The sequence below is a fragment of the Streptomyces sp. NBC_00322 genome, assembly GCF_036147535.1.
Lineage (GTDB): Bacteria > Actinomycetota > Actinomycetes > Streptomycetales > Streptomycetaceae > Streptomyces.
In genome coordinates this window covers 6,795,544-6,813,403 of the sequence record NZ_CP108019.1, presented here as the reverse complement: position 1 = coordinate 6,813,403, position 17,860 = coordinate 6,795,544, and the positions used below count along the sequence as shown (strand labels likewise).

Here is a 17,860-nt window from a genome sequence, read left to right as displayed (position 1 = left end):
CCGGTGCTTCCGTCGTCACCGGATATGAACATGTGGAGAGGAGCCCTGACCCAGGGTGAGCACCAAGCCGACGACCACAGACCTCGAGTGGACCGATCTGGACCAGCGGGCCGTCGATACCGTCCGCGTCCTGGCCATGGATTCCGTACAGAAGGTCGGCAACGGCCACCCCGGTACGGCCATGAGCCTCGCGCCCGCCGCGTACGTGCTGTTCCAGAAGCTGATGCGGCACGACCCCGCCGACGCGGACTGGACCGGCCGCGACCGCTTCGTGCTGTCCGCCGGGCACTCGTCGCTGACGCTCTACATCCAGCTCTACCTGGCCGGGTACGGCCTGGAGCTCGACGACCTGAAGGCCTTCAGGACCTGGGGCTCCAAGACCCCGGGCCACCCGGAGTACGGGCACACGACGGGCGTCGAGACGACGACCGGCCCGCTCGGCCAGGGTGTCGCCAACGCGGTGGGCATGGCCATGGCCTCCCGCTACGAGCGCGGCCTGTTCGACCCGGAAGCCGCCGCGGGCACCTCCCCGTTCGACCACACCATCTGGGCCATCGCCGGTGACGGCTGCCTCCAGGAGGGCATCTCCGCTGAGGCGTCCTCGCTGGCCGGGCACCAGAAGCTGGGCAACCTGGTGCTGCTGTGGGACGACAACCACATCTCCATCGAGGGCGACACGGAGACGGCCGTCTCCGAGGACACCCTCAAGCGGTACGAGGCGTACGGCTGGCACGTCCAGCGCGTCGAGCAGCTGCCGAGCGGCGACCTCGACCCGGCCGGTCTCTACCGGGCCCTGAAGGCGGCGCAGGCCGAGACGGAGCGCCCCTCCTTCATCGCGGCCCGCTCGATCATCGCCTGGCCCGCCCCGCACGCGCAGAACACCGAGGCCGCGCACGGCTCGGCGCTCGGCGACGAGGAGGTCGCGGCCACCAAGCGCGTCCTGGGCTTCGACCCGGACAAGAGCTTCGAGGTCTCCGAGTCCGTCCTCGCGCACACCCGCGAGGCGCTCGACCGCGGCCGTGAGGCGCGGGGCGAGTGGGAGAAGACCTTCGCCGCGTGGCGTACCGCCAACCCGCAGCGCGCCGCCGAGTTCGACCGGATCCGCGCGGGCGAGCTGCCCGCGGGCTGGGAGGAGAAGCTGCCGGAGTTCGAGACCGGCAAGGGTGTGGCCACCCGCGCCGCCTCCGGCAAGATCCTCCAGGCGCTGGGCGCGGTCATCCCCGAGCTGTGGGGCGGCTCCGCCGACCTGGCGGGCTCGAACAACACGACGATCGACAAGACGTCCTCGTTCCTGCCCGACGGCAACCCGCTGCCGGGCGCGGACAAGTACGGCCGCACGATCCACTTCGGCATCCGCGAGCACGCCATGGCCGCGACCATGAACGGCATCGCGCTGCACGGCAACACCCGTATCTACGGCGGCACTTTCCTGGTGTTCTCCGACTACATGCGCAATGCCGTGCGGCTCGCCGCGCTGATGCACCTGCCCGTGACGCACGTGTGGACGCACGACTCGATCGGCCTCGGCGAGGACGGCCCGACCCACCAGCCCATCGAGCACCTGGCCTCGCTGCGCGCCATCCCGGGCCTGAACGTCGTCCGCCCGGCCGACGCGAACGAGACCGCGATCGCCTGGCGCGAGATCCTCAAGCGCTACACCAAGGAGTTCGGTGTGGGCGCCCCGCACGGTCTCGCGCTGACCCGCCAGGGTGTGCCGACGTACGAGCGCAACGAGGAAGCCGCAAAGGGCGGTTACGTGATGTTCGACGCCGAGGGCGGCAAGCCCGAGGTGGTCCTCATCGGTACCGGCTCCGAGGTGCAGCTCGCCGTCGAGGCGCGCGAGCAGCTGCAGGCCGCGGGCATCCCGACCCGGGTCGTCTCGATGCCGTGCGTCGAGTGGTTCGAGCAGCAGGACCAGCAGTACCGCGACTCGGTGCTGCCGCCGGCCGTGAAGGCGCGCGTGGCGGTCGAGGCAGGTATCGGTCTGACCTGGCACCGTTTCGTCGGTGACGCCGGTCGCATCGTTTCGCTGGAGCACTTCGGCGCTTCGGCCGACGGCAAGGTTCTCTTCCGTGAGTTCGGCTTCACTGGCGACGCGGTGGCCGCCGCCGCGCGGGAATCTCTTGAGGCCGCGGCGCGCTGACGCCCGTATACGACAAGTAGGAGATGCAACTCTCATGACAGACGCACTCAAGCGCCTCTCCGACGAAGGCGTCGCGATCTGGCTCGACGACCTGTCCCGCAAGCGGATCACGTCCGGCAATCTCGCCGAACTGATCGACCAGCAGCACGTCGTGGGCGTCACCACCAACCCCTCGATCTTCCAGAAGGCGATCTCGCACGGTGACGGTTACGAGCAGCAGCTCACCGACCTCGCCGTGCGCAAGGTGACAGTCGAGGAAGCCGTACGCATGATCACGACGGCGGACGTCCGCGACGCCGCCGACATCCTGCGCCCGGTCTTCGACGCCACCGGCGGCCAGGACGGCCGGGTCTCCATCGAGGTCGACCCGCGCCTGGCGCACAACACCCCGGCGACCATCGCCGAGGCCAAGCAGCTCGCCTGGCTGGTGGACCGTCCCAACACCCTCATCAAGATCCCGGCGACGAAGGCCGGTCTGCCGGCGATCACCGAGGTCATCGGCAAGGGCATCAGCGTCAATGTCACGCTGATCTTCTCGCTGGAGCGCTACCGCGAGGTCATGGACGCCTACCTGGCCGGTCTGGAGAAGGCCAAGGCCGCCGGCCTGGAGCTGTCCAAGATCCAGTCCGTCGCCTCCTTCTTCGTGTCCCGCGTGGACACCGAGATCGACAAGCGCCTGGACGCCCTGGGCACGCCCGAGGCCAAGGAGGCCCGCGGCAAGGCGGCCGTCGCCAACGCCCGTCTGGCGTACGAGGCGTACGAGGAGGTCTTCTCGTCGGACCGCTGGGCCGCGCTCGACAAGGCGCAGGCCAATAAGCAGCGTCCGCTGTGGGCCTCGACCGGCGTCAAGGACCCGGCGTACAAGGACACGCTGTACGTCGACGACCTGGTCGCGCCCGGCACGGTGAACACCATGCCGGAGGCCACCCTCGACGCCACCGCCGACCACGGCGAGATCACTGGTGACACCGTGCGCGGCACCTACGAGCAGGCGCGCGCCGACCTCGACGCGGTCGCGAAGCTCGGGATCTCCTACGACGATGTCGTCCAGGTCCTCGAGGACGAGGGTGTCGACAAGTTCGCCGTGTCCTGGAACGACCTGCTCAAGTCGACCGAGGCCGAGCTCAAGCGCCTCGCTCCTTCGGAGGGCTGACCACCTTGTCCGGTACTGGCGGAGCCAACCCGCTCCGTGACGCCGCAGACCGACGGCTCCCGCGTATCGCGGGGCCGTCGGGCCTGGTCATCTTTGGCGTTACGGGCGATTTGTCACGTAAAAAGTTGATGCCCGCTATCTATGACCTGGCCAATCGCGGCCTGCTGCCGCCGGGCTTCTCGCTCGTCGGCTTCGCCCGCCGCGAGTGGCAGCACGAGGACTTCGCCCAGGAGGTCCACGACGCCGTCAAGGCCCATGCCCGTACGCCGTTCCGCGAGGAGGTCTGGCAGCAGCTCATCCAGGGGATGCGCTTCGTCCAGGGCGACTTCGACGACGACGACGCCTTCGAGACGCTGAAGTCCACCATCGAGGACCTCGACAAGGTCCAGGGAACCGGCGGCAATTTCGCCTTCTACCTCTCCGTGCCGCCGAAGTTCTTCCCCAAGGTCGTCCAGCAGCTCAAGAAGCACGGTCTGGCCGACCAGACGGACGGCTCCTGGCGCCGCGCCGTCATCGAGAAGCCCTTCGGCCACGACCTGGTCTCCGCCATGGAGCTCAACCAGGTGGTGCACGAGGTCTTCCCGGCCAACGAGGTCTTCCGGATCGACCACTACCTCGGCAAGGAGACGGTCCAGAACATCCTGGCGCTGCGCTTCGCCAACACGCTCTTCGAGCCGATCTGGAACCGCTCGTACGTCGACCATGTCCAGATCACCATGGCCGAGGACATCGGCATCGGCGGTCGCGCCGGCTACTACGACGGCATCGGCGCCGCCCGTGACGTCATCCAGAACCACCTGCTCCAACTGCTCGCACTGACCGCGATGGAGGAGCCCGCCTCCTTCGACGCGGACGCGCTCGCGGCCGAGAAGACCAAGGTGCTCGGCGCGGTGAAGCTGCCCAAGAACCTGGCCACCGGCACGGTGCGCGCGCAGTACGCCGCGGGCTGGCAGGGCGGCGAGAAGGCCGTCGGCTATCTCCAGGAAGACGGCATCGACCCCAAGTCGAAGACCGACACCTACGCGGCAATCAAGCTGGAGATCGACAACCGCCGCTGGGCGGGCGTCCCGTTCTACCTCCGTACGGGCAAGCGGCTCGGCCGCCGGGTCACCGAGATCGCGGTGATCTTCCAGCGCGCCCCGCACTCCCCCTTCGACCACACGGCCACCGAGGAGCTGGGGCAGAACGCCCTGGTGATCCGGGTCCAGCCGGACGAGGGTGTGACGATGCGGTTCGGCTCGAAGGTGCCGGGCACCTCGATGGAGGTCCGGGACGTCTCGATGGACTTCGCGTACGGCGAGTCCTTCACCGAATCAAGCCCCGAGGCGTACGAGCGCCTCATCCTCGACGTCCTGCTCGGTGACTCCAACCTCTTCCCGAGGCTGGCCGAGGTCGAGCTCTCCTGGAAGATCCTCGACCCGATCGAGCAGTTCTGGGACAGGCACGGCAAGCCCGCGCAGTACCAGGCCGGTACATGGGGCCCGGTCGAGGCGGACGAAATGCTCGCACGAGACGGACGGAGCTGGCGTCGGCCATGAAGATCGACCTTACGGACACCACCTCCAGCAAGATCAACAAGGCCCTGGTGCAGGGGCGCCGGGCGATCGGCACCCCGGCCGTCGGCATGGTGCTCACCCTTGTCATCGTCACCGACGAGGAGAACGCCTACGACGCGCTGAAGGCCGCCACCGAGGCCTCGCGCGAACACCCTTCGCGCACCCTCGTCGTCATCAAGCGCGTCTCGCGCTCGCCACGCGACCGGGCCAAGGCGCGCCTGGACGCCGAGGTGCGCGTCGGGGCGGACGCGGGCACCGGCGAGACGGTGGTGCTGCGGCTGTACGGCGAGGTGGTCAACCACGCCCAGTCGGTGGTCCTGCCGCTGCTGCTGCCCGACGCACCGGTCGTGGCCTGGTGGCCGGTGAACTCGCCGAGCGACCCGGCCAACGACCCGCTGGGCGCGCTGGCGCAGCGCCGGGTCACGGACACGTACGCCTCCGAGCAGCCGGTGCACGAACTGACGGCCCGCGCCGAGGCCTACACCCCGGGCGACACCGATCTGTCCTGGACCAGGATCACGCCGTGGCGCTCCATGCTCGCGGCCGCCCTGGACCAGGTGATGTGCGAGGTCACATCGGTCGAGGTGGAGGGCGAGGAGTTCAACCCGAGCTGCGAGCTGCTCGCCATGTGGCTGGCCGACCGGCTGCACGTACCGGTGAAGCGGTCGCAGTCCTCCGGTCCGGGCCTCACGGCCGTACGGATGGAGACCAGCACCGGGCAGATCGTGCTGGACCGGGCGGACGGCTCGCTCGCGACGCTGTCCATCGAGGGGCAGCCGGACCGGGCGGTGGCGCTCAAGCGGCGCGACACGGCCGAGCTGATCGCGGAGGAACTGCGGCGGCTCGACCCGGACGACACCTACGCCTCGGCGCTGCGGTTCGGCGTCCACCGGCTGGCCGGCGGGGGGGACGACGCGGCCGACGCGTCCAAGTCCGCCGAGAAGATCGCGCCCGCGAAGAAGGCCGCCCAGGCCAAGAAGGCGGCCGCGAAGTGAGTGCACCGCAGCTCGTCGTCCACCGTGACAAGGAGCTGATGGCACAGGCCGCGGCGGCGCGTCTGATCACCAAGATCGTGGACGCGCAGGCCGCACGCGGCTCGGCGTCGGTGGTCCTGACGGGCGGCCGCAACGGCAACGCCCTGCTGGCCGCGCTCGGGGCCTCCTCGGCCCGGGACGCGATCGACTGGCCACGGCTGGACCTGTGGTGGGGAGACGAGCGGTTCCTCCCGGAGGGCGACCCGGAGCGCAATGTCACACAGGCCCGTGAGGCCCTGCTCGACAGCGTGCCGGTGGATCCGGCGCGGGTGCACGCGATGCCCGCGTCGGACGGCCCGTACGGCAACGACGCGGATGCCGCGGCCGCCGCGTACGCCGCCGAACTCGCCGCGGCGGCGGGCCCGGAGGACCACGGTCCGGTGCCGACGTTCGACGTCCTCATGCTCGGCGTCGGACCCGACACGCATGTGGCGTCGCTCTTCCCCGAGCTGCCCGGGGTCCGCGAGTCCTCCCGCACCGTTGTCGGCGTCCACGGCGCGCCCAAGCCCCCGCCCACGCGTATCTCGCTCACGCTCCCGGCGATCCGGGCGGCACGCGAGGTCTGGCTGCTGGCGGCGGGCGAGGACAAGGCGAAGGCGGTGACGATAGCCCTCTCGGGGGCGGGGGAGGTCCAGGCACCGGCCGCGGGGGCGCATGGGCGAAGCCGGACGCTGTGGCTGCTGGACGCGGCGGCGGCGTCGGGGTTGCCGCGGGGGTTGTACCCGCCGGCGTCGCCCTGACGGGGGGTCCTCCCCCACCCCGCCCTCCCCCTACGGCCTGGCGGCCGTGGGAGGTACCCCCATCCCGTAACTGGGGGCAAGCCCCCAGACCCCCGTACGCCCTTCTGGGGGTCCCCCCACGCCCGCAGGGCGTAGGGGGAGTGTCCTCAAACGCCGGACGGGCTGGATGTGCGGCCGAGCCGCACATCAGCCCCGTGGGGGTCCCCCCGGACGAAGTCTGGGGGAGCTTAAGGCGGGGGTCTGGGGCGGAGCCCCAGTTCGGGAAAGGGCGGGTAGGGGAACAGCCCCGCCGCAGGCGACGAGAAACGGCTCAAGCACCCCCGGCACCGCCTCCGCGGCGAAGGCCAGGCCCTCGTCCTCCGCCGCGTCGTAGACCGAGTACGCGCCCGCCCCCGCGGCCGTCGTCGCCGTCAGCGTCAGCACTCCGGCCCGGCGCTGGAAGACCGACTGCTTCACGGTCCAGCCGATGACTCCACCCCGCTGCAGCGCGACCGTCGCGCGGCGGACGGTGCCGGAGCGGGCCACCAGATACGCGCCGCTGATGCCGTGCCCCAAAGCGCGGTACGCGTCCAGGGCGAGGACCACCGAGACCGGCAGCCCCACCACCGCGCCCGCCGCCGCGATGTACAGCAGGACGGGCGTGAGCCAGGCACCGAGGACCGTCAGCACCAGCAGGGGCAGCAGCACCGCCGTCAGCGCCCATCTCAGCCTGCGGGTGCGCGCGGCCCGCGGGTGGGCGGTCAGTGGGGCCGCGGTCGTCGGGGCGACGGATTCGCGCAGCACCCGTGCTGCCACCTCGTCCGCCACCGCCCGCGGCGCCGGCGGCAGCAGCACCTTCAGGTCGGCGTGTTTGTCCTGCTCGTCGTCGACGAGCCCCGTGGCGATCGCGTCGACACGGGCCGCGCCGAACAGCCTGACGCCGAGCGGCTCGATCAGTTCCACACCGCGCAGCCTGCGCTCCTCTATGGAGATCGAGCGGGCGGTGAACAGGCCCCTGCGCACCCGCAGTGTGCCGCCGGGCTCCCGCTCCAGGCGGTAGTTCCACCACATCTCGATCCAGAGGCCGAGCGCGCCGAGGATCCCGGCGACCAGGAACGCGCCGACAAGAACCAGGACCGTCCAGAGGACGGAGGTGTCCCGGAAACGGTCCCCCACCCAGTCGATGACCTTGCCCTGTGCCCCGAACCATTCGCTGACCTGCATCACACCGCCGGCGGCCGCGCCGCCGAGCAGCGGGGCGACGAAGGAGACAGGGGCGTAGCGGAGCCAGGCCGGGTCGAGTGCGGCGAGTTCGCCCTCGCCTATGCCTGGTTCGGACGCCGCCCGGGCCAGCAGTTCCCTGCGCAGCCGCTCACCCTCGGCCTTGCCCACAGCGTCGAGCTCCAGCGTGGACTCGCCGTCGCTGTGTTCGCCGGTGCCGATGCGCACCTTGACCAGGCCGAGGACGCGCAGCAGTGGATTGGCGGCCAGGTCGACGCTGCGGATGCGTTCGCGTGCCAGCGAGCGACGTCTGACCAGCAGCAGTCCGGTGTGGAGTTCGGCGCGCTCGGGTCCTATGCGGTAGCGGGTGCGGCGCCACCGTACATAGTCCGCGCCCGTGCCCGCCGCGATCAGCGGCACGGCCCCGGCCAGTACCCAGGCGAACGCCTGCCACAGCGGCATGCCACCCGCGAGTCCGAGGGCGGTGGGCAGCCCGGCGCCCGCGGCCACGCCCGCCATGACGAGCGCGGCGACCAGGACCGTACGCCGTTCGAGCCGCTGCCAGTCCCCGTCCGGGGAGCTCATGTCGCGTCCCCGGGTGTGGCCTGGGTGATCCGGGTTAGCTGCTCGGCGAGTTGGGAGGCGAGCTCATGGTCGAGCCCCCCGATCTTGATCGCGCCTTTGGAGGACGCGGTCGTGACGACGACCGTGGCGAGCCGGAAGGCCTGTTCCAGCGGTCCGCGCACCGTGTCGACGGTCTGGATCCGGGACATGGGCGCGATCCGCCACTCCTGCCAGAGCGCTCCCGTACGGACGAAGACGGCCTCGTCCGTGACCTCCCAGCGGTGCACCCGGAACCACCAGGCGGGGAAGAAGGCGGTGCCGGCCAGACCCAGCACCGCCACCACCGCGGCGACCGTCAGCAGTGGTGGCCGCGCAGGCGCGATGAACGCGCCCAGCACGGCCAGTACCACCACCGGGACCGCCGTTGCCAGCAGCCACTGGACCCGCCACCAGCCGACGACCCGCTCGTCGAGCGTATTGTTCGGCGGCCTCAGCCGCACCGCGCCCTCCCCCGTCATCGGCTCAGCGACCGCGCAGCGTGCGGTACTTGGCCACCAGCGTCGCGGTCGAGCTGTCCAGCTGCCCGCCGCCCGTCCCCGCGGTCAGTACCGGCTCGATCTTCTTGGCGAGGACCTTGCCGAGTTCGACGCCCCACTGGTCGAAGGAGTCGATGTTCCAGATGGCGCCCTGGACGAACACCTTGTGCTCGTACAGCGCGATGAGCTGGCCGAGGACGGACGGCGTGAGCTCGTCCGCGAGGATCGTCGTCGTCGGGTGGTTGCCCCGGAACGTCTTGTGCGCCACCAGCTCCTCGGGAACGCCCTCGGCCCGTACCTCGTCCGGCGTCTTGCCGAAGGCGAGCGCCTGGGTCTGCGCGAAGAAGTTGGCAATCAGCAGGTCGTGCTGGGCAACCAGACGCGGCGACAGATCCGCGACGGGCCTGGCGAAGCCGATGAAGTCCGCCGGGATGACCTTGGTGCCCTGGTGGATCAACTGGTAGTACGCGTGCTGCCCGTTGGTGCCCGGCGTGCCCCAGACGACGGGTCCGGTCTGCCAGTCCACGCGGTTGCCCTCACGGTCCACGGACTTGCCGTTGGACTCCATGTCGAGCTGCTGCAGATACGCGGTGAACTTGGACAGGTAGTGGGAGTACGGCAGCACCGCATGCGACTGCGCGTCGAAGAAGGCGCCGTACCAGACGCCCAGCAGGCCGAGCAGCAGCGGGGCGTTGGTCTGAGGCGGTGCCGTACGGAAGTGCTCGTCGACGAGGTGGAAGCCGTCGAGCATCTCCCGGAAGCGGTCCGGGCCGATCGCGATCATCAGCGAGAGCCCGATGGCGGAGTCGTAGGAGTAGCGCCCGCCGACCCAGTCCCAGAACTCGAACATGTTGGCCGTGTCGATGCCGAACTCGCCGACCTTCTCGGCATTGGTCGACAGTGCGACGAAGTGCTTGGCGACGGCCTCCTGACCGGCGTTCAGCTCGGTGAGCAGCCAGTCGCGGGCGGAGGTGGCGTTGGTGATGGTCTCGATGGTGGTGAAGGTCTTGGAGGCGATGATGAACAGCGTCTCGGCCGCGTCCAGGTCCCGTACGGCCTCGTGCAGATCGGCCCCGTCGACGTTCGAGACGAAGTGGACCGTCAGATCGCGCGCGGTGAAGGAGCGCAGCACCTCGTAGGCCATGGCGGGGCCCAGATCGGAGCCGCCGATGCCGATGTTGACGATGTTCTTGATGGGCCTGCCGGTGTGGCCGGTCCACTCGCCGGAGCGGATCCGCTCCGAGAAGGCGGCCATCTTGTCGAGTACCGCGTGCACGGCGGGCACCACGTTCTCGCCGTCCACCTCGATCACGGCGTCGCGCGGGGCGCGCAGGGCCGTGTGCAGAACGGCCCGGTTCTCAGTGGTGTTGATCTTCTCGCCGCGGAACATCGCGTCCCGCAGGGCCCCGACGCCGGTGGCCGCGGCCAGCTCGCGCAGCAGCGCCAGCGTCTCGTCGGTCACCAGGTGCTTGGAGTAGTCGAGGTGGAGGTCCCCGACCTGGAGGGTGTAGCCGCTGCCGCGTGCCTCGTCGGCCGCGAACAGCTCCCGCAGATGTGTCTGTCCCAGCTGCTCGCGGTGCTTGCCGAGAGCGGCCCATTCGGGCGTCTGGTTGAGCCTCGTACGGCCTTCTGCGCTCATCTTGGACATCAGCCCACTTCTTCTCGTACCTGCCTGCGTGCCCCGCTGCGTCTCCAACCTAATTGATCAGCGGGGTGCCACGGCGTACGTCGAAGAGACGCATCGCTGAAGACGCGCCGAAGAAGCGGAGGACGCGTCAAAAAGAAATCCGGCCGGGCACCCAGGTGTCCGGCCGGACCGCAATCTCTAGATCTCGCCCCGCAGTTTGGCAAGCGCTTCGGCGAGAATCGCCTCACCGTCCGCGTCGCTGCGCCGCTCGCGCACATAGGCGAGGTGCGTCTTGTACGGCTCCGTACGCGGCGGGTCCGGTGGATTGTCCCGATCCTGACCGGCCGGGAACCCGCAGCGCGGGCAGTCCCACGTCTCGGGAACCTGTGCGTCGCTGGCGAAGCTCGGCTGCGTCTCGTGCCCGTTGGAGCACCAGAAGGAGATGCGCAGGCGCGGCGCGGACTCGCCCCGCTCGGCCTCACCCATCGGCCCCGCTCCGACCCGGCTTCCCCGGATCGCGTTGCCACTTGCCACGGTCGTAACTCCCTGCGTGATGGTGCTTCACAGCGTCTCACAGCGGCTGCGCCGCGGTGCCCCAGTCTACGTAAGGCCCAACGCTCGTCCAGTGATTGGAGTTACACCCCACCCCGGGACGTGGATGGCCTGGGTCAGCTGTCCAGCTTGATCAGCAGACCAAGTACGACAATGCAGGCAAACCACAGCAGACCGATCACCACGGTGATGCGGTCGAGGTTACGCTCGGCGACCGAGGAGCCACCCACCGAGGACTGCATTCCGCCACCGAACATGTCGGAGAGACCGCCGCCCTTCCCCTTGTGCATCAGCACCAGCAGCAGCAGCAAGCCACTGAAGATGATCAGGGCAATCGAGAACCCGACAATCACGGCTGGACCAACTTCCTAGGACTGAAATGGAGGACGGGGGCCGGGTGGCATTTCCATGCTGCCTACTCGGCCCCCGCAAGGGTACGACGGATCCGCGCTACCGCATACTCACTGGTCGCGGAACCGGACGATCTTGACGAACTCCTCGGCGTCCAGCGCCGCACCGCCCACCAGGGCACCGTCCACATCGGGCTGCGCCATGATGGCGGCGACGTTCCCGGCCTTCACCGAGCCGCCGTACTGGATGCGGACCTTGCCGGCCAGCTCCTGGGAGTACAGCTCCGCCAGACGCCCGCGGATCGCACCGCAGACCTCCTGAGCGTCCTCGGGGGTCGCGACCTCGCCGGTGCCGATGGCCCACACCGGCTCGTACGCGATCACGATCGACTCGGCCTGCTCGGCCGGGACGTCCCTCAGGCCACCGTCGAGCTGCGCGAGCGTGTACTCGACCTGGTTGCCCGCCTTGCGGATGTCCAGGCCCTCGCCGACGCAGAGGATCGGGGTCAGGCCGTGCTTGAAGGCGGCCTTGACCTTGGCGTTGCAGAGCTCATCCGACTCGGCGTGGTACTGGCGGCGCTCGGAGTGGCCCACGGCGACGTAGGTGCACTTCAGCTTTGCCAGCATCGGGCCCGAGATCTCGCCGGTGTACGCACCGGAGTCGTGCGCCGAGATGTCCTGGGCGCCGTACTTGATCTTGAGCTTGTCGCCGTCGACCAGGGTCTGTACGGACCGCAGGTCGGTGAAGGGCGGCAGGACGGCGACCTCGACGGCCTCGTAGTCCTTGTCCGCCAGGGCGAAGGCGAGCTTCTGGACGTGTGCGATGGCCTCGAGGTGGTTGAGGTTCATCTTCCAGTTGCCCGCCATCAGCGGGATACGGTCACTCACGGTTTTCAGTCCTCCAGTGCGGCGAGGCCGGGGAGCGTCTTGCCCTCGAGGTATTCGAGGCTGGCGCCACCGCCGGTGGAAATGTGGCCGAATGCGTTCTCGTCGAAACCGAGCGTGCGCACGGCGGCTGCCGAGTCGCCGCCGCCGACGACGGTGAAGCCCTTGCTGCCGAGCAGCGCCTCGGCGACGGCCTTGGTGCCCTCGGCGTAGTCGGGGTGCTCGAAGACGCCCACCGGGCCGTTCCAGAAGACGGTCTCGGCATCGGCGATCTTGGACGCGAACAGCTCGCGCGACTTCGGGCCGATGTCCAGGCCCTCCTTGTCGGCGGGGATCTTGTCGGCGTCGACGGTGATGAAGTCGGCCGGGGCCTTGGTCTTCAGGTCGGGGAACTCGCCCGCGGCGAGGATGTCGACCGGCAGGACGAGCTCGACGCCGTTCTTCTCGGCGCGCTCCATGTACTCGGTGACGGTCGGGATCTGGTCCTCCTGGAGGAGGGAGATGCCGACCTCGTGGCCCTTGGCCTTGAGGAAGGTGTAGGCCATGCCGCCGCCGATGAGGATGCGGTCGGCCTTGCCGAGCAGCTCGTCGATGACACCGAGCTTGTCGGAGACCTTGGCGCCGCCGAGGATCACGACGTACGGGCGCTGCACCTCCTCGGTGAGCTTCTTCAGGACGCCGACCTCGGTGGCGATGAGGTAGCCGGCGGCGTGCGGCAGCCGGGCCGGGAGGTCGTACACCGAGGCGTGCTTGCGGTGCACGGCCCCGAAGCCGTCGCCGACGTACACATCGGCGAGGGCGGCCAGCTGGTCCGCGAACGCGCCGCGCTCTGCGTCGTCCTTGCTCGTCTCGCCGGCGTTGAAGCGGAGGTTCTCGATGACGGCGACCTGGCCGTCGGCGAGGCCCGCGACGACGGCCTTGGCCGATTCACCGACGGTGTCGGTCGCGAAGGCGACATCGGCGCGGAGCAGCTCACCGAGGCGCCCCGCCGCCGGGGCGAGCGAGAAGGCCGGGTCCGGGGCGCCCTTGGGGCGGCCCAGGTGCGAGGCGACGACGACGCGCGCGCCCGCCTCGGCGAGCTTGGCGACGGTCGGCAGGACCGCGCGGATGCGGCCGTCGTCGGTGATCGTGGTGCCGTCGAGCGGCACATTGAGGTCGGCGCGGACGAATACCCGCTTGCCCGCGACCCCTTCGGTGAGAAGTTGGTCGATCGTCTTCATGAAAATGCGGCTCCTCGTACGGCTGGTACGTGCGACAGGGCCTGGGCGGCGCTTCGTTGCGCGGCCCAAGCCCTGTCGCTCACATCGTGGTGCTCTCTTTGCAGATCAGCTTGCAGATCAGAGCTGGCCGCCGACGAAGACCGTGAGGTCCACGAGGCGGTTGGAGTAGCCCCACTCGTTGTCGTACCAGCCGAGGATCTTCACCGACTTGCCCTCCTGGACCATGGTCAGGGAGGAGTCGAAGGTGCAGGATGCCGGGTCGCCGACGATGTCCGAGGAGACGATCGGGTCCTCGGTGTAGAAGAGAACGCCCTGCAGGTCGCCGGAGTCGGCCGCCTTCTTGAACGCGGCGTTGACCTCGTCCTTGGTGACCTCGCGCTGCAGCTCCACGACAAGGTCGGTGGCCGAACCGGTCGGGACCGGAACGCGCATCGCGATGCCGTCGAGCTTGCCCTTGAGCTGCGGGAGGACCAGCGCGGTGGCCTTCGCGGCACCGGTGGTGGTCGGGATGATGTTCTCGGCGGCGGCGCGGGCGCGGCGCAGGTCCGAGTGCGGGAAGTCAAGGATGCGCTGGTCGTTCGTGTACGCGTGGACCGTGGTCATCAGCCCCTTGACGATGCCGAAGTTCTCGTCGAGAACCTTGGCCATCGGCGCCACACAGTTGGTGGTGCAGGAGGCATTGGAGATGACGTGGTGGTTGGCCGCGTCGTACTTGTCCTGGTTGACGCCCATCACGATGGTGATGTCCTCGTCCTTGGCCGGAGCCGAGATGAGGACCTTCTTGGCGCCGCCGGCGATGTGCTTCGCGGCGTCGGCCTTCTTCGTGAAGATGCCGGTGGACTCGATGACGATGTCGACGCCCAGCTCGCCCCACGGAATATCGGCGGGGTTGCGCTCGGACAGCACCTTGATGGTGCGGCCGTCGACGGTGATCGTGTCGGCGGTGTGGGTCACCTCGGCCTTGAGGCGGCCCAGGATGGTGTCGTACTTCAGAAGGTGGGCGGTGGTCGCAGTGTCACCAAGGTCGTTGACAGCCACGATCTCGATGTCAGCACCCTGCTCCAGCAGCGCGCGGAAGTAGTTACGACCGATGCGGCCAAAGCCGTTGATGCCTACGCGGATCGTCACGAACCGATCTCCTCGTTGGTACGCCGGGTTTCGACGCCGGCGAGCTGTATGGGATGTCCCCGACCGCCTACGACCCTACCCCCCTGGCGGCCTGCGAGTGACATCGAGAGTGCCGGTGCGCGCCACGGCGACTCCTACCCCTCAGTAGGGTTTCGGCAGGGGCAGGAGCCGCCGTGGCGTGCTTCGCGGTGTCAGCTGCCGAGGGCCGTCAGCGCCTTCCCGATGACGTTCTTGCGGTCGCCCGGAGCGGGCACGTGCTCGAGGCCGAAGCCGATCAGCACGCTGTCCTCGGTGGTGACGGCGGCCTGGGAGTGGAAGAGCGCCTGGGCCCGCGCCCAGTCGCCCGTGTTCCCCGGGCTGCCGGCCGGCGGTCCTGGCACGGCCCACGGGCCGAGCGCGGTCTCGAAGCCCTCGGGACCCTGCGGGGTGCCGGAGACGACGAGCCTGGTGTCGTCGACGAAGGCGCCGACTCCGCCGGTGCCCGGGTCGGAGACGTACGAGATCGAGAGCTCGACCTGCTTTCCGGCGTAGGCGCTGAGGTCCACGGAGACCTGCTGCCAGCCGTTGGAGGAGCCCGTGAAGCGGTTCCACGCGCCGCTGGTGCCGGTCGCCGTGCAGCCGGAGGCCGCGACCGTCAGGTAGTGGGCGAGGAACGGGTGGCCATTGACGTAGTAGCCCTCCTCGCACTGGACGGGCACCTCGTTGGTGGTGCCGCCGTTGGCGTCCGGCAGGGTCGTCCAGTCGTCCTGGCCCACCGTGTGCGCCTCGACGACGACATTGTCGAAGCCTCGCTCGGTGTCGTAGCTGAGCTGGAACTGCAGGCTCGGCTTGGCCGTGGCCGCCGTGCCGGACAGATCCACCGTGCGCGCCAGGCGCATGTACGCGTCGTCCTGGTGCTTCGCCGCGGCGAACCAGTCGCCCGCGGCGGGCTCGAAGGGCGTGCGGGTCCCCGGATAGGTGCCCGCTGACGCGCTCTCGAACTGCGGGAACCGGTCGGGCTTCAGGGTGTCCGACGTGATGGTGTACGCCCCGGCCAGGTCGAGCGGATTGCCGCTCGCGTCGCCGAGTGTCGCCGTCGCGCCCGCGAGCGTCCCGGAACCGGCGAAGGAGGGCGGGGACTTGAGCCCGACGCGGTTGTACGCGCCGAGGTAGTACTGGGCGAAGTCGTTGGAGTCCGCGCCGCCCAGGTCGATGGTGCCTCCGGCCTGCTCACCGGCGTTGATCAGCTTGCCGCCCTCGTTGAGGTAGTCCCGTACGACGCCGGTGGTCGCCGCGGAGGGCTGGTCCGCGCCGGTGTACCAGACGACGGTCTTGAAGTGGCCGAGCACGCCCAGCGCGCTGGGGACGCCCTGCGTCGCGACGTCCCAGACCGCGGCCCGGCGGCCGTTGTCCGCGAGGGCCTTGGTGTACGCGGCGATGTTCTTCGCCGGGGTGGTGCCGCCCTCTTCCGCGATCACCAGTGTGTCGGCGCGCGGCCGTTCGGCGATCGTGTAGGTGAAGTGCTCGCTGGCGGTGGGCTCTCCGGCCCGGGTCTCGCCGGTGAACCAGACTTCGACCTTGTCGCCGACGTCCCCGTCCTGGACCTTGGCGCGGTACTCGTCGAAGCGGATGTTGTCGTCGCCGCCGTACGTCTCGCCGCCCTTCCAGCGCTTGAGCGCCTGGTCGTGGGTACGGCCGCCGTTGACGCGGTACTTGAGCTCCTTGTCGCGTACGGACTTACGGGCGACGACGGAGACTTCCTGGTCGCCGCGGCGCGCGTAGGAGGTGGTGAAGGCGTCGGGGGTGAAGTCCGCGGCCTTCAGACCGAGCGAGGAGGAGGGCTGGTCGGGATGGGCCGCGGTCTCTGCGACGGAGAGCGCGAAGGGGATGTTCTTGGCGAACTCCTGCTGGATCAGCTTCTCGTCGTCGGGGAAGGTGAACACCGATGCGCAGTCGGCCGGGTTCCAGGGGTCGTTGGGGTCGATGCGCGAGGCGGTCCCGCAGGTCGACATCTCCGGGGTGTACATCATCATCCCGTTGGCGTTGGCCGCGTGGCCGTCGGCCTCGCCGTTGGTGGTGTAGAGCTCGGAGGAGACCTGGGGGCGGTAGCCGGGGATCGCGGAGTTCTGCGGCGTACCGGCGAGGGACTGGTAGAGCACGTCGTCCGGTGTCGGGGTGGCCACCTGCCAGCCGACTCCGTACAGGAGCAGCTGGGCCGCGGAGTGGTAGTTGATGCCGTACTCGAAGCCGATGCGCTTCTCGAAGGCGTCGAGCGCCCTGGTCTCGGGCTCGGAGGCCGGGCCCGTGCCGCGGTAGGTCTCGGAGGCCTGGTCGGGGGACGAACCCTCGTTGTCGTAGCCCCACTTGTAGGCGAAGTTACGGTTGAGGTCGACGCCGTCGCCCGGGGCGATCTTGCCGTCGCCGTTGTTGTCGTGGAGGTTCTTGCGCCACTGGCGCTCGTCGGTGCCGGTGAACGTGTAGTCATAGCCGTCGGGGTTGGCGGAGATGACGAACCACAGTTCGGTGGAGTCGACGATCTTCGTGATCCGTGGGTCCTTGCCGTAGTTCGCCAGGTAGTAGTGCATCAGCCGCCGGGTCATCTCCGGGGTGATCCACTCACGCGCGTGCTGGTTGGACACATACAGCGTGGAGGGCTTGGAGCCGTCCCGGTACTTCTTGGCGCCCTTGCTGACCTTGAGGGCGAGGATGTCCTGGCCCTTGATGGTTCTGCCGATGCTGACGACCTTGGTGAGGGCGGGATTGGCCTGCGCGGTGGCGAGGATCTCGCGCTTCAGGCCGTTCTCCCCGCCATACGGGCGGAAGACGCCGTCGCCCGCTGCCGCCACCCGCTTCTCGGCCGAGGAGGAGACGGTGTGCTCGGTGACCTCGATGCCCTGCTTGCGCAGAGCGGCGGCCTGCTTGTCGGTGAGGTAGAGCTCCACGGTGGCGGCGCCCTTGTCGGGCACCTGCTCGGTCAGTTCGTGACCGTCGGCGCCCGCCGCGAGAATCAGCGGGAGCTGGGTCTTGGTGACTTGGGCGCGCCATACGGACAGTCCGTCGCCGTCGCCTCCGGGTTGTGCCTGGGCGAGCGGCGCGGCCGCGAGTCCGGCTGTCAGGAGTGATACGGCGGCGAGGATCGATCTCGCTCTTCGTCTCATTGGCCCCCCTTGCTGGTGTCTGCCAGGAAAGTGAA

Annotated in this window: 14 protein-coding genes; 5 read left to right on the top strand and 9 right to left on the bottom strand. The window is 69.4% G+C overall.

Annotation, left to right across the window (positions count from 1 at the left end; translation table 11 throughout):
- The first annotated feature begins 55 nt into the window (after window positions 1–55).
- The 5 genes from tkt to pgl are packed head-to-tail and all read left to right on the top strand — an operon-like array spanning window position 56 to window position 6,626.
- Window positions 56–2,143 (top strand): transketolase, encoded by a 2,088-nt coding sequence (tkt, locus tag OG905_RS31045; protein WP_328679235.1) that lies wholly within the window; start codon window positions 56–58, stop codon window positions 2,141–2,143.
- Between the two features lie 34 nt (window positions 2,144–2,177).
- Window positions 2,178–3,296 (top strand): transaldolase, encoded by a 1,119-nt coding sequence (tal, locus tag OG905_RS31040; protein WP_328679233.1) that lies wholly within the window; start codon window positions 2,178–2,180, stop codon window positions 3,294–3,296.
- A 5-nt stretch (window positions 3,297–3,301) separates the two neighbouring features.
- Window positions 3,302–4,834 carry a glucose-6-phosphate dehydrogenase gene (zwf, locus tag OG905_RS31035; RefSeq protein ID WP_328679231.1) on the top strand — a complete coding sequence of 511 codons (1,533 nt, stop codon included), beginning with the start codon at window positions 3,302–3,304 and terminating at the stop codon, window positions 4,832–4,834.
- Window positions 4,831–5,847, top strand: a complete 1,017-nt coding sequence (gene opcA / locus OG905_RS31030) for a glucose-6-phosphate dehydrogenase assembly protein OpcA (protein ID WP_328679228.1) — start codon at window positions 4,831–4,833, stop codon at window positions 5,845–5,847. Before zwf ends, opcA begins: the two co-directional genes overlap by 4 nt.
- Window positions 5,844–6,626: a 6-phosphogluconolactonase gene (gene pgl / locus OG905_RS31025; RefSeq protein ID WP_328679226.1), complete on the top strand. Its 783-nt coding sequence runs from the start codon at window positions 5,844–5,846 to the stop codon at window positions 6,624–6,626. Before opcA ends, pgl begins: the two co-directional genes overlap by 4 nt.
- A 186-nt stretch (window positions 6,627–6,812) precedes the next feature.
- On the opposite strand, the gene OG905_RS31020 is transcribed toward pgl, so the two are convergent.
- The 9 genes from OG905_RS31020 to OG905_RS30980 form a co-directional block, all read right to left on the bottom strand.
- Complete coding sequence (locus tag OG905_RS31020; RefSeq protein WP_328679224.1) at window positions 6,813–8,411, bottom strand: PH domain-containing protein; 1,599 nt, start codon at window positions 8,409–8,411, stop codon at window positions 6,813–6,815.
- Entirely contained in the window at window positions 8,408–8,908 is a 501-nt protein-coding gene (locus OG905_RS31015) for a PH domain-containing protein (RefSeq protein ID WP_328679222.1), read from the bottom strand. Before OG905_RS31015 ends, OG905_RS31020 begins: the two co-directional genes overlap by 4 nt.
- A gap of 4 nt (window positions 8,909–8,912) precedes the next feature.
- Window positions 8,913–10,565: a glucose-6-phosphate isomerase gene (gene pgi, locus OG905_RS31010; RefSeq protein WP_328682695.1), complete on the bottom strand. Its 1,653-nt coding sequence runs from the start codon at window positions 10,563–10,565 to the stop codon at window positions 8,913–8,915.
- A gap of 186 nt (window positions 10,566–10,751) precedes the next feature.
- Window positions 10,752–11,087: an RNA polymerase-binding protein RbpA gene (locus OG905_RS31005; protein WP_003976875.1), complete on the bottom strand. Its 336-nt coding sequence runs from the start codon at window positions 11,085–11,087 to the stop codon at window positions 10,752–10,754.
- 134 nt (window positions 11,088–11,221) lie between these two features.
- A complete protein-coding gene (gene secG, locus OG905_RS31000; RefSeq protein WP_186357070.1) occupies window positions 11,222–11,458 on the bottom strand; it encodes a preprotein translocase subunit SecG in 237 nt (78 codons plus the stop codon).
- Between the two features lie 108 nt (window positions 11,459–11,566).
- A complete protein-coding gene (gene tpiA / locus OG905_RS30995; protein ID WP_328679143.1) occupies window positions 11,567–12,343 on the bottom strand; it encodes a triose-phosphate isomerase in 777 nt (258 codons plus the stop codon).
- 5 nt (window positions 12,344–12,348) lie between these two features.
- Complete coding sequence (locus tag OG905_RS30990) at window positions 12,349–13,560, bottom strand: phosphoglycerate kinase (RefSeq protein ID WP_328679142.1); 1,212 nt, start codon at window positions 13,558–13,560, stop codon at window positions 12,349–12,351.
- Window positions 13,561–13,677: 117 nt separating this feature from the next.
- The gene (gene gap / locus OG905_RS30985) at window positions 13,678–14,688 is read right to left on the bottom strand and encodes a type I glyceraldehyde-3-phosphate dehydrogenase (protein ID WP_266477587.1); all 1,011 of its coding nucleotides are present in this window, start codon (window positions 14,686–14,688) and stop codon (window positions 13,678–13,680) included.
- Window positions 14,689–14,879: 191 nt separating this feature from the next.
- Window positions 14,880–17,825, bottom strand: a complete 2,946-nt coding sequence (locus OG905_RS30980) for a M14 family metallopeptidase (protein ID WP_328679140.1) — start codon at window positions 17,823–17,825, stop codon at window positions 14,880–14,882.
- Window positions 17,826–17,860 lie beyond the last annotated feature (35 nt).